The sequence below is a fragment of the Syntrophaceae bacterium genome (assembly GCA_013177795.1).
Lineage (GTDB): Bacteria > Desulfobacterota > Syntrophia > Syntrophales > UBA2192 > UBA2192.
Genome location: JABLXY010000001.1, coordinates 475599 through 488235 on the forward strand (window position 1 = coordinate 475599; position 12637 = coordinate 488235).

The window sequence follows — 12637 nt, forward strand, 5'->3', positions numbered from 1 at the left end:
CTTTGTGCTTCCTGGCAGTCTGCGATCACGGAAGCTATGAAGCTATGAAGTTGAGAAGTTCGGAGAAGCCATGCGCCTGCTCATGCTTTCAGATCACCCAAGCTTCCCAACTTCCCAATTTCCCAACTTCTCTTACAACTTCTTGAGGGCCTCCTGCAGGATGTCATACCTCTCGTTGAGCGCCCTTGCCCTCGCCTCTTCCTTGTCGATGACGGCCTGGGCCGCCTTCTGCCAGAAGTCGGGGTTCTCGAGCTTCCGGTTCACCTGGGCGAGCTCCTTCTCGACCTTGGCGATCTCCTTTTCGAGGCGCGCCCTCTCGCCGCTCTTGTCCAGCTGCCCTTCCAGGATGACGAAGACCTTCACGGGACCCGCCACCCCCGTGGCCGCATCCTTCGGCTCCTGCCCCGCGGACACGATGGAGAGGCTCTCGAGGCGTGCCAGGTTTACGACATAGCCCGTGCCGGACTCGAGAAGCGGCAGGAGTGACTTGTCCTCCGTCGTCACCACGGCCCTGAGCCTCTTCGAGGGGGAAATCCCTTTCTCGCCCTTGATGTTGCGGATCGCGCCCACGATCTCCATCAGGAGCCCCATGTCCCGCTCCGCGGCCTCGTCCCTGAACCGCTCGTCCACCGTGGGGAAGGGCGCCACCATGATGGAGGGGCTGCCGCCCCTTGCGATCTTCTGCCAGATCTCCTCCGTCACGAAGGGCATAAAGGGGTGCAGGAGCTCCAGGGCGGAGCGCAGCACGGTGATCATCGTCTCCTGCGCCGCGAGCCTTGCCTTCGGGTTGTCCTTGCCGTAGAGGACGGGCTTGATGAGCTCCAGGTACCAGTCGCAGAACTCCTGCCAGATGAACCGGTACAGGTGGCCCGCGGCGTCGTTGAAGCGGTACTCGTCGAGGCTCTGCGTCACGTCGGCGATCGCGTCGTTGAGCCGGGCCCGGATCCAGCGGTCCGCAAGCGAGTAATCCTCCCGGGCCGGCGTGACGGGCCCGTCCGGGTAGCCCTCGAGGTTCATCAGGCACAGCCGCGCGGCGTTCCAGATCTTGTTGACGAAGTGCTTGTATCCCTCGATGCGCTGCTCGGACATGCGGATGTCGCGGCCCTGCGCGGTGAAGGCGGCCAGGGTGAACCGGAAGGCGTCGGCGCCGAACTTGTCGATCATCTCCAGGGGGTCGATGATGTTGCCCTTTGACTTGCTCATCTTTTCGCCGTGCAGGTCTCGCACCAGCGCGTGCAGGTAGACATCCTTGAAGGGCACGTCCTTCATGATGTAGAGGCCCATCATCATCATGCGGGCCACCCAGAAGAACAGGATGTCGAAGCCGGTGATGAGCAGGCTCGTGGGATAGAAGGTCTTGAGGGCAGGCTTGTCGTCGGGCCAGCCCAGCGTCGTGAAGGGCCAGAGCGCCGAGCTGAACCACGTGTCCAGGACGTCCTCCTCCTGCGTCAGTTCCTTCCCCTTGCATTTCGGGCACGCCGTCGGGTCGTCGGTCTGCACGATCACCTCGCCGCAGCCCTCGCAGGTCCACAGGGGGATGCGGTGGCCCCACCAGATCTGGCGCGAGATGCACCAGTCGCGGATGTTGTTCATCCACTCGAAGTAGGTCGCATCCCACATGGAGGGGATGAGCCTCGTGTCGCCCCTGACGACGGCCGCGATGGCCTCCTTGGCCAGGGGCGCGACCTTGACGAAGTACTGCGCCGAGACGGCGGGCTCGACATCGGTCTTGCAGCGGTAGCACCGGCCGATATTGTGCGTGTAGTCCTCGATCCGGATGAGATAGCCGCCCTTCTCGAGGTCTTTCACGATGTTGCGGCGCGCCTCGTAGCGGTCCTGCCCCCTGTAGGGGCCGCCGTTTTCGTTGATCACGGCGTTGCCGTCCATGATCTTGATGATCTCGAGGTTATGGCGCCCGGCGATGGCGAAGTCCGCCGCGTCGCAGGCCGGGGTGATCTTCACGGCCCCCGAGCCGAAGTCCATGGTCACGTAGTCGTCGGCGATGATGGGGATCTCCTTGTTCACGAGAGGAAGGATCACCATTTTCCCGATGACGTCCTTGTAGCGCGGGTCGTTGGGGTTGACGGCCACGGCCGTGTCGCCCAGCATCGTCTCGGGCCTCGTGGTGGCCACGCTGATCTCCCCCGTGCCGTCGGCGAAGGGGTAGCGGATGTGCCAGAGGTTGCTCTTCTCCTGCTCGAACTCCACCTCGAGATCCGAGATGGCCGTGTGGCAGCGGGGGCACCAGTTGACGATGTAGTCGCCCTTGTAGATGAGCCCGTCGTGCCAGAGGCGCACGAAGACCTCGCGGACCGCACGGGAGAGCCCCTCGTCCATGGTGAAGCGCTCGCGCTCCCAGTCGCAGGAGCAGCCCAGCCGCTGGAGCTGATGCAGGATGACGCCGCCGTACTTCTCCTTCCACTGCCAGACGCGCTCGATGAACTTCTCCCGCCCGAGGTCGTGCCGTGTCATTCCCTGCTTGGCCAGCTCCTGCTCCACGACGTTCTGCGTCGCGATCCCGGCGTGGTCCGTGCCCGGCATCCAGAGGGCGTTGTAGCCCTGCATGCGCCGGTAGCGCGTCATGATGTCCTGCAGGGTGTTGTTCAGGGCATGCCCCATGTGGAGCATCCCCGTCACGTTGGGGGGCGGGATGACGATGCAGAAGGGCTTTCGGTCACTGACATCCTCCGCGTGGAAATAGCGGTTCTTGAGCCAGAACTCGTACCACTTCGCTTCAACGTCCTTTGACTCGTAGGTCTTGGGCAGCGCATTCGCGTCCATCGATCCCCCCATTCGATTGTCTCTGTGCGTTTGAAATCCTTACCGGCTCTGGTGCCTTCGGACTGACGGTAATGTCCGGTTTTCTATCCGGTCGGGCGGTTCAAGTCAAGGATTTTTCAAGGAATCGAGGCGTTTCGCATGCAGGGGCAGCGGGTTCACCGGCCGCGGAGAAAATCGGCCACCCGCCTGAAAACCGCATCGGCCGCTCCGGGGTGAAACCACTCGATCGCGGCCTCGCGCCGAAACCAGGTCATCTGCCGGCGGGCGTAGTGGCGGGTATCGCGCTGCATGGACCGGAGGGCTTCGTCGAGGGCCATCCCACCCTTCAGGTAACGGATGAAGTATCGATAGCCAAGCGTCTGTAATGGCTTTATTTTTTCGTCATACCCCATGGCGAGGATTTTCTCGGTCTCCGCAACCAGGCCCGCATCGACCATCTGCACGGCGCGGCTGTCGATGCGGCGGTACAGTTCCTCACGGTCCCGGTAGAGGCCGATCTTCAGGGCCTCGTAGCGGACGTCCCGGAAGCCGTGCCGCCGCTGTTTCACCGAGATGGGCTCCCCCGTCAGCTCGGCCGTCTCCAGGGCGCGGACGATCCGGACCTTGTCGCGGGGGTGGATCCGCCCGGCGGCCGCGGGGTCCACCCGCAGAAGCCGCCCGTGGAGGCTTGCGCTGTCCTGCCCTTCCAGGGCCTCGCGGTAACTCTTCCGGAGGCCGTCGTCGGGTGCGTCGATCAGGCCTCCCGTGAGGGTCCGGATATAGAGCCCGGTGCCCCCGACGACGAAGACGGCCTTCCTGCCGTCGAGATCCGCGATGATCGGGTCCGCCATCTCCCTGAATCGGGCGGCGCTGAACTCCTCGTCGGGTTCGACGACGTCGATGAGGTGGTGGGGAACCCTCTTGCGCTCCTGCGGTGTGGGCTTCGAGGTGCCGATGTCGAGGTGGCGGTAGACCTGCATGGAATCGGCGCTGACGATCTCCCCGCCGAACTCGGACGCCAGCGCCAGGGCTAGATCCGTCTTGCCGACGGCCGTGGGGCCGAGGAGGATGACGATTTTCGGCTTTCCTGGCTTCATCGAAGGAAAGGGCCCGGCAAGCATAATCCAACATGCACAAGAAGTTCAGAAGCTGGGAAGTTTAGAAGCTTGGACGGGCGCAGAAGGCTATTGCCGGGCTCTCCGCCCTTCCGTACTTCTCAACTTCAAAACTTCCCATCTTCCGCCCTTCAAGTCCGCTTGAACATCCTCTCGATCACCGAGGCGGGCAGCTCGACGAACACCGGCCTGCCGTGCGGGCAGTTGGAGGCGTAGGGGATGCCATCGAGGTCGCGGCACAGCCGCTTCACCTCGTCGGGGCTCAGGGGCTGGCGGGCCTTGACCGCCCCCCGGCATGCCATCCGGACGAAGATGCGGTTGCGCATTTCATCCCGGGGCAGGCCCGAATCGGCAATCGCGTCCAGGAGTTCCCTCACGAGGGCCCGCACGTCCGCGTCGCCCAGAAGGGCGGGCAGGGATTTGAGCGCCACCGTGTTGACGCCGAACGGCTCGACCTCGACGCCCGCCTCGAGAAGCAGGTCCCGCGACGCTGTGAGACGCTCGAAGTCCCCGGGGCTCATCTCCAGGATCTCGGGGATGAGGAGGCTCTGCGCCTCGAGCCGCTCGCCCTTCGACGCCTTGAGCCTCTCGTAGAGGACCCGCTCGTGGGCGGCATGCTGATCGAGAAGGATCAGGACGCCGGGCGCCGCAAAGGCGAGATAGGTCCCGTCGACCTGGCCCAGATAGTCCAGGGACGAAAATTGGAGCGGCTGCTGCGGGGCGGCCGCCTGCGCGAAAAGGCCGCCGGGGCCCGGGCTGAAATCGGGGACGTCCTCCGAAAGGCGGGAGGACGGCGACGGGCGGGCGGCAGCGAGCCCCGCCGAAAGGCTGTAGCGCCGCAGGGCCTCGGCCACGCCGGTCCGGCCGGGGGCCGGCTGCCAGCGGGCGCCATCGGGGGGCGCCGCATGCGGCACCGCCGTCGGCCTCACGCCCGTGAGGGCCTCGGCGAGTCCCTGCTGGACCAGATCCCGCACGTCCTGCGGACGCCGGAAGCGGACCTCCAGCTTGGCCGGGTGGACGTTGACGTCGAGCGCATCGGGCGGCATCTCGAGGAAGAGCGCGCAGGCAGGGTACTTGCGCGCCTCGAGGAGATTGCGGTAGGCGCTCATGACGGCCTGCGACAGCAGCGCGTCCCTGACGTAGCGGCCGTTGACGAAGAAGAACATGCCCCGAGTCGAGGAGCGGGTGAAATCGGGCCTCGTCGCGAACCCCGCAAGGCTGATCCCCGGCGCGCCCGCCTCGACGGCAACCAGGTGGTTGCGCAGGTCGCTGCCGAGCAGCAGGACGATCCTGTCGCGCAGGCTCTCCGTGCGGGGGACCTCCAGGACCGTCCGTTCCCCTGCCGTGACCGTCGCCCTCACGTGGCGGTGGGGAAGCAGGACGCGGACGATGACATCGAGGCAGTGACCCTGCTCCGTGGCGTCCTGCCGCAGGAACTTCCTGCGCACGGGCAGCGACTCGAAGATGCGGCTCACGGTGATCGTCGTGCCCTCGGGGCAGCCGACGGCCTCGCGTTCGAGGATGCGGCCGCCCTCCACGACGATGCGCGTGCCCTCCACGTCGCCGCGGCGCCTCGTGGCCATCTCCACGCGCGCGACCGCCGCGATGCTCGGCAGGGCCTCGCCCCGAAAACCGAAGGACCGGACGGCGTAGAGATCCTCGACGGTCAGGATCTTGCTCGTGGCATGCCTCTCGAAGGCCACGGGGACGTCCTCCGGGCTGATTCCGGAGCCGTTGTCAGCGATCCGGATCGACTCCTTGCCCCCGCCCCGCAGGTCAATCGCCACGTCCGTGGCGCCCGCGTCAACGGCGTTCTCCAGCAGCTCCTTCACGATGGACGAGGGCCGCTCGATGACTTCGCCGGCGGCGATCTTCGAGGCGACGGCCTCGGGAAGAACGGTGATTTTCCGGTTCGGCCCCATCATTGCCTTTCAGGGAAACGCATAATTTCCACACCTGACCCTGGACCCTGTCTTCAACGGTGGATGTGGCTCTGGCCGGTCAGGTATTCATTCAGGGCGACCTGCCAGGGACGCATGGTCCGCTGCGTCGCCTCCATGAACTTGCGGTTGCTCAGCACCGAGTAGGCCGGGCGCGCCGCCTTCCGGTCGAGTTCGCGGCTCTTGATGGGCACCACGGTCACCCCCGTCACCTGGGCGGTCTCGAGAATGCGCCGGGCGAAGTCATACCAGCTGCACACCCCGCGGTTCGTGACATGGTAGGTCCCCCGGCAGCCCAGTTCGATGAGCAGCTTCGTTGCCTGCGCGAGATCGAGCGTGAAGGTGGGGGAGCCCACCTGGTCGTCGACGACGCGGAGGGTCCCCTCTTCCCTCGCCTTTTCCAGGATGGCCTTGACGAAGTTCTTCCCCCGGCGGCCGTAGAGCCAGGCCGTGCGGATCAGCAGGTGGTTTTCCAGGGTCTCGACGAGCGCCTCCTCGCCCCTGCGCTTCGATTCCCCGTAGGCGTTGATGGGTCGGCAGGGGTCGTCCTCGAGGTAGGGCTCACCCTTGGTCCCGTCGAAGACGTAGTCCGTGCTGTAGTGAACGGCCATTGCGCCGGCTTCCCGGCAGGCCTCGGCCATGTTGCGCACCCCGTCGGCATTGACGGCGAAGCAGGCCTCACGGTTGGTTTCGCAGCCGTCGACGTCCGTGTAGGCGGCGGCGTTGACCACCGCGTCGGGACGGAACTCCCCGACGACCCGCGCGCAATCCGCAGCCGAGGTGATGTCGAATTCGCCCACGTCCACGCCGCTGACCTCGTGGTCCCTGCCGAGCACATCCACGAGGTCGCTGCCCAGCATGCCCCTGTGGCCCATCACCAGGATTCTCATCCGTACTTCACCTCCATGAGGCACAGGCCCCTGGCCGGCGCCGCCTGGCCCGCCGCGCGGCGGTCCCTCGCCCCGACGATGCGGGCCATGTCCTCCGCGGGGATCGCCCCCCGGCCGACGTCGACGAGGGTCCCCACGATGTTGCGCACCATGTGCCTCAAAAACCCGTCCGCCTCGATCCAGAACGCGATCATCCCCTCCCCTTCTTCCCGCACGAGGCGGGCGTCCGTCACGGTCCTGACCCGGTCCTCCACCTCGGACTGCGAGGCGCAGAAGGAGCTGAAGTCGTGCGTGCCCAGGAGGTGCCGCGCCGCCCGCTGCATGGCCCCGAGGTCGAGCGGCCTGCGAACGTGCCAGCAGCGGTGGCGCTCGAGCGCCGTCCGCACGGGGTTATTGAAGATCCTGTACCGGTAGACCTTCCCCCGGGCGTTGTACTGCGCGTGGAACTCCCAGGGCACCTCGCTCATTTCCTTCACGACGATGTCGGGCGGCAGCAGGCTGTTGACCCCCAGGTGGAGGTTGCGCAGCGGGAGCCCCGAGGACGTCCGGAAGTTGGCCACCTGGTTCATCGCGTGGACACCCGTGTCGGTCCGGCTCGAGGCGACGAGCACCACCCGGTCGTTGAGGATCCGCGCAAGCGTGTCCTCCATGACCTGCTGGATCGTGAGGACGTCGGCCTGGCGCTGCCAGCCGTTGTAGGCGGTGCCGTCGTATTCGATGGTCAGCTTGATGTTTCGCATGGCCCGCCGTGCATCTTACAGCAAAACAACGCCGATGGAAACGGGGAATTCCGGGCGCTCGGTCGCGCATCCCGTCAGGCCGAAGGGCCCCGGACGGGCGCCGCGCCGGCACTGACGGGATGATCGGGAGCGCAATCCCGAAGACGCGCCCGGAAAGCCGGGAGACGGCTGCCGTGATGACGGGTCGGTCCCGTCCGTTCTTCGCGGCACCGGGGACCCGTTCAGGCTTTTCATTTGTACTGCAACGTATTTTTTTGCGCGCGTGACCGCCGGGCGCGCGGCGCGTGCGGGACATTCCGGAAGACGAGAGTCGCAGAAATTGATCTCTGCGCCTAAAGTTCAGCTTGCAATTTTCGAATGATTTGCTAGATGACAGACACGCCGACAACGCCGGCCCGCGGGCAAACGGGGAGGGAGACTCGAAGCGCCCTGCGGGCGGGAACCACACCGACGTGCGATGCAACGGATGAAACTGTGCCGTGAGCGGCCCGTCCGTGCCTTGTGCGCGCAGGACGCGGATCGGTTTGTGAACAAAGGATATCCGCGGGGGAGAGTCATGAAAAAATCACCGGCTGCGGCCATAACTATCGAGAAATACAACACCTCCATCTACGGCGTGCGCATCGGCAGGATCGTGCGGGTCAGCGTGGGCGGGCAGTTTCTGGTCGATTACCCCGGCAATCAGTCCGGTGCGATGGTTGCCCGGGTTACATCGGCAGCGCACGTTGCGGCCCTGCGGAGCGGCGACCCGCGAGGCAGGGAGGTTTTGCTCGCCTTCGAAAACGACGACCCGCGCCTCCCCATTATCGTAGACACGATGCACGGCCTGCCCGAAGAGACCGCGGAGCAGCCGGCGCCCGTCCCCGGGGCCGCAGCCGCGCGTGAGGCCCTCATCGACGGCAGGCGGATTGTCTTCGATGCCGGGGACGAGATCGTCCTGCAGTGCGGCAAGGCACGCATCACCCTGACGAAAGCCGGAAAGATCCTCATCCAGGGCGAATACGTCCTGAGCAAATCCCGGGGGGCAAACAAGATCAAGGGCGCCACCATCGAGCTCAATTGACCTGCGGCGTCCGCACGAGGACCTCTGCGTCATGTTCCACCTGAGGAATGACACGCCCTTCGCCTCGGAGCTTTTCGTGTTTCCCGACCTGCAGGGCTTCGACACCCTGTGCGTCGCCGTGAAGGCGACGTTCGACCTCTCGCCCGGCATCCGCGTCGCCGGGCTGCAGGAGCCTGTCTTCCTGGAGGACACCTATCGGGGGGAGCCGGGCAGGTCGAGCCTCCAATACGCATCGGAAGCCCACCCGGAGAAGCCCGGCACGGACGTCGTCGTGATCGGGGAGGCCTGCGCGCCGCTTGACCGTCCGGTCGCAGAGCTGTTCGTCACGGTGTCCGTTGCAGGCCGGAGCAGCACCCTCAAGGTGTTCGGCGACCGGCATTGGAAAAAGACCCTCGCCGGGTTTTCGCCCGGCGCACCAGCGCCCTTCGTGCGCATGCCGATCGTCTACGAGCGGGCCTACGGGGGCACGCACGTCATCGACGGGGCGTCGGGCACGGCCGCGGCGGACGCGAGAAACCCCGTGGGAATCGGTTTCACGGTCGGGACGGGAAGCCGTGGACCCGCCGACACGCGGCTGCCGAACATCGAAGACCCCCGCAGCCTGATCCGGACGCCGAAGGACAGGCCCCGGCCGGCGGGTTACGGGTACATCGCCCCGTCGTGGGAGCCCCGGCTGTCCTGGGCCGGAAGCTGCGGCGAGACGTGGCGGAAGACACGCGCGCCCTTCCTGCCCGAGGACTTCGATCCGCGGTTCTACCATGCGGCCCACCCGGACCTGGTCTTTCCGGATCACCTCCGCGGAGGCGAACCGGTCGCGCTCACGAACCTGACGCCGGGGCGCGAACGGAAGTTCAACCTGCCGGCCTGCGAGCCCCGCATCGAGGTCGGGATCGCGGGGCGCTTCGTGACCGCGAAGGCCCGCCTCGAAACGGTCCTGCTGGAGCCTGCGCGTGAAAGGCTGTGCCTCGTGTGGAAATCGTCGACGGGCTGCGGCAAAAGGATCGCGGGGGCAGACGTGAGAATATCCTGCCCGGAGTGGGGTTGAAAAAGGCCATGGGAGCGCATCCGAACCGATCCGCCGTCGCCTCGGCGTTCGTCAGGGAGCTGGTCCTCGAGCACTGCGAAGAGGCCGCGCACCTCTGGCTCCTGCGCGGGAGGGCCGCCCGGTCGCCCCTTTACGACCTGGCAGGCCTTCTCGAACTGGACAACCGCCTCGAGGCCCATGTCGATGCCCTGCGGCTGGAAGCCCCGGCGAGCGGTGGGCTTTGCCGAAAGACCCTGGAAGAGGGCCGGGCGGAAGAATGCTTCCCGGCCGCCGTCCTGGCCTTTGAAACCGCCGATCAGGATCTCATCAGCTCGACTGTCGAAAAAGCTTCCGCCGAGCCCGGGGCTTCCGGAGCGGTCGTCGGGGCCCTCGGCTGGCTTCCCTCCGAGCGGTCCCGGCCGCACATCCAGCGCCTCCTGGCCTCCGGGCACCCGCTGGAGCGGCTCATCGGGATCGCCGCGAGCACCCTGCAGCGCCGGGACCCCGGGCATTTCCTGGACGACGCCCTCTACGACGGCGACGCCCGGCTCAGGGCCTGCGCCCTGCGCGCCGTCGGCGAGCTGGGGGGACGCGCAGACCGCATGTTGCCGGCGAGACTGCGGGACCATTTCACCGACGCCGACGACCGGTGCCGTTTCTGGGCCGCCCGTTCGGCCGCCCTTCTCGGCGACGCGGACGCGGCAGGCATCCTGAAGGCCTTTGTGAAGCCCGATTCCCCGTTCCAGGAAGAGGCGCTCCAGATGGCCATGCGTCTCATGGACGCCCCGGCCGCGCGCGCCTGGCAGGCGGAGCTTGCCGCCGCACCGGCAACCCGACGCCTCGCGGTCATCGGTGCGGGCATCGCCGGGGACCCGGCGCTCGTTCCCTGGCTCATCGGCCGGATGGGCGACCCCTCGCTCGCGAGGGCCGCCGGAGAGGCCGTCTCCGCGATCACCGGCGTCGACATCGCCCGCGAGGGCCTGGAGGGCAAAAAACCGGAGGGCTTCAAGACAGGCCCGAGCGACGACCCGATGGACGGCGACGTTGCCCTCGATCCCGACGACGGCCTCCCGTGGCCCGACGCGGACAAGATGGCCGTGTGGTGGGAAAAGAGACAGGGTCAGTTCCCCCCGGGCCTGCGTCATCTTGCCGGGAGGCCCCTTTCGGCCGGATGCCTGACGCACGTTCTCCGGGCGGGCCGCCAGCCGCAGCGCGCAGCGGCGGCGCTGGAACTGGCGATCCTTAAGCCGGGGAGGCCCCTGTTCGACGTCTGCGCCCCGGCGTTTCGGCAGGTCTGCCCATGAGAGCAGGACCGGGACAACTGGCCGTCACGGCCGTCCATTGCATGACACCGGTCGGGCTCGACGCCGCCATGACCGCCGCTTCCGTGCGGGCCGGGATCCGGCGGATGGAGAAGCACGGCCGATACCGGGATGAGGGCAAGAACCCTGTCACCGTGGCGCGGATCGTGGGGATCGAACACGACAGCCCCGATACGGCGGAGCACATCGGGCGGGCCGCCGCGATGTGCCTCGAGGAGCTGCTTGCCGCGTATGACTGCCGCGGCCTCGGTCGCCGATGCAGCCTCTTTCTCGGCGCGTCCGCCTGGGAACGGCCCGGTCCGCGCTACGAGGAGCACTGCCGGGACCGGCTCCTCGATATCCTCCGGCGGCGTGCCGACGGGGATGTGCGCACCGTCGCGCGTGGGAACGCCTCCCTTCACTTCGCCCTAGAGCAGGCGGCCACGCGCATCGCGAGCGTCCCGTCCGAGCCCTGCATCCTCGGCGGGATCGACTCCCTGCTCGGCGAGGCCACCCTGAACTGGCTCGAGAGCGACGGCCGCCTGAAATCGTCGAGCTACGGCCGTCACCAGGGCCTCTCGGCTTCGGAGGCGGTCGGTTTTCTGATCGTCGAGGACCTCGAGTGTGCCCGCAGGGCCGGAAAGACCGTCCTCGCCCGCATCACGGCGTGGGGGCTCGCCGAAGAGCCGCAACCCCGCGCCGCAGGGGGGCCGGGCCTGTGCGCGGGGCTGGCGGGTGCCTGCCGTGCCGCTCTGGATTGCGCGCCGGACGGGGACATCCGGGCCGCCTTCGGCGATCTCAACGGCGAGGAGTCACGCGCCCGGGAATGGAGCATCGCCGCGATGCGATGCCTCGGCGACAGGCGGGAGCGTCTGCGCCTCTGGAAGCCTGCCGCATCCTGCGGAGACATCGGCGCGGCCTCCGGTGCGGTGATGGTGGGTATCGTCGCGCAGGGGTTCGCCCGCGGCTGGGTGCCGTCGCCGGCGCTGGTGTTCTGCTCGGACGACCACGGCGCCTGCGGCGTCCTGGTCATGGAAAAGGGGGGACCGCAGACATGAAAGGGGCTGCGCATGGGTAAGTCAACCGTCTTTGCCAACGGCCAGGGGATCTCGAGCCGCAACAGCGAGGCCTACACCGTCAGCGGGCCCGACGTCTGCCTGACCCCGGTGGGCAAGACGCAGGTGCCGCTGCCCTACGTCAACACCGCCCGGTCGTCCACCCTGGCCAACGGCAGCGTCACGGTGAGGGTCAACGGCTCGATGGCGGCCATCGACGGCTGCTGCTACAGCACGAGCACGGGGGACGAGGCGGGCACTGGCAAGGGCGTGATCTCCGGCCATCACCTCGGCAAGGCCGAATTCATCACCTGCTCCACCGACGTGTTCATCGAAGGAAGGGGCGTGTGCCGCAATGCCGACGCCATGACGCAGAACAACGGCAACGCGCTGGGGATGAACCGCGACTCCACCGGAAACCCCGGCGGTGAAACCGGGGAGCGGGTCCCGGAGACCACCTTCAAGCTCCAGGTCGTGGAACATCTGTCCTGGGACGACTACGACGAGAAGACGGGGCAGTTCCACATCAGCGAGGGCACCAAGCCCATCGCCGACAAGAGGGTCAAGATCCGGATCAACGGCGGGGACGAGATCGAGATGACCACGGACAAGGACGGCATCATCGAGCTCACCGGCCGGAACCCTTCGGACAGGTTTGAAGTCATCTTCGAGCCCGACAGCGCCATGGACAACAGCCGCGAGTTCCTCTTCATGAGGCGCCTGCCCTTGAAAAGGGAGCCCTGAGGGAC

The 12637-nt window shown here is 66.9% G+C and carries 10 protein-coding genes; 5 read left to right on the plus strand and 5 right to left on the minus strand.

The window, feature by feature from the left end; all coding sequences use genetic code 11:
* Nucleotides 1-132: 132 nt before the first annotated feature.
* The 5 genes from HPY67_02185 to truA form a co-directional block, all read right to left on the minus strand.
* Nucleotides 133-2781: a valine--tRNA ligase gene (locus tag HPY67_02185; protein NPV03520.1), complete on the minus strand. Its 2649-nt coding sequence runs from the start codon at nt 2779-2781 to the stop codon at nt 133-135.
* A 155-nt stretch (nt 2782-2936) separates the two neighbouring features.
* On the minus strand, nt 2937-3857 hold the full coding sequence (gene miaA / locus HPY67_02190; GenBank protein NPV03521.1) for a tRNA (adenosine(37)-N6)-dimethylallyltransferase MiaA: 921 nt from the start codon (nt 3855-3857) through the stop codon (nt 2937-2939).
* 149 nt (nt 3858-4006) lie between these two features.
* Nucleotides 4007-5797 carry a DNA mismatch repair endonuclease MutL gene (gene mutL / locus HPY67_02195; protein ID NPV03522.1) on the minus strand — a complete coding sequence of 597 codons (1791 nt, stop codon included), beginning with the start codon at nt 5795-5797 and terminating at the stop codon, nt 4007-4009.
* 53 nt (nt 5798-5850) lie between these two features.
* Nucleotides 5851-6705 (minus strand): dTDP-4-dehydrorhamnose reductase, encoded by an 855-nt coding sequence (rfbD, locus tag HPY67_02200; GenBank protein NPV03523.1) that lies wholly within the window; start codon nt 6703-6705, stop codon nt 5851-5853.
* Nucleotides 6702-7445: a tRNA pseudouridine(38-40) synthase TruA gene (truA, locus tag HPY67_02205; protein ID NPV03524.1), complete on the minus strand. Its 744-nt coding sequence runs from the start codon at nt 7443-7445 to the stop codon at nt 6702-6704. Before truA ends, rfbD begins: the two co-directional genes overlap by 4 nt.
* A 556-nt stretch (nt 7446-8001) precedes the next feature.
* On the opposite strand from truA, the gene HPY67_02210 reads away from it, so the two are divergent.
* Genes HPY67_02210 through HPY67_02230 form a run of 5 tightly spaced genes read left to right on the plus strand, consistent with a single transcriptional unit; the run spans nt 8002 to nt 12632 of the window.
* Nucleotides 8002-8508 carry a hypothetical protein gene (locus HPY67_02210; protein NPV03525.1) on the plus strand — a complete coding sequence of 169 codons (507 nt, stop codon included), beginning with the start codon at nt 8002-8004 and terminating at the stop codon, nt 8506-8508.
* A 31-nt stretch (nt 8509-8539) separates the two neighbouring features.
* Nucleotides 8540-9553 (plus strand): DUF2169 domain-containing protein, encoded by a 1014-nt coding sequence (locus HPY67_02215; GenBank protein NPV03526.1) that lies wholly within the window; start codon nt 8540-8542, stop codon nt 9551-9553.
* A gap of 8 nt (nt 9554-9561) precedes the next feature.
* Nucleotides 9562-10836: a TIGR02270 family protein gene (locus HPY67_02220; GenBank protein NPV03527.1), complete on the plus strand. Its 1275-nt coding sequence runs from the start codon at nt 9562-9564 to the stop codon at nt 10834-10836.
* Nucleotides 10833-11891, plus strand: coding sequence for a 3-oxoacyl-ACP synthase (locus HPY67_02225; protein NPV03528.1), 1059 nt, complete (start codon nt 10833-10835; stop codon nt 11889-11891). Before HPY67_02220 ends, HPY67_02225 begins: the two co-directional genes overlap by 4 nt.
* A 12-nt stretch (nt 11892-11903) precedes the next feature.
* On the plus strand, nt 11904-12632 hold the full coding sequence (locus tag HPY67_02230; GenBank protein ID NPV03529.1) for a DUF4150 domain-containing protein: 729 nt from the start codon (nt 11904-11906) through the stop codon (nt 12630-12632).
* Nucleotides 12633-12637 lie beyond the last annotated feature (5 nt).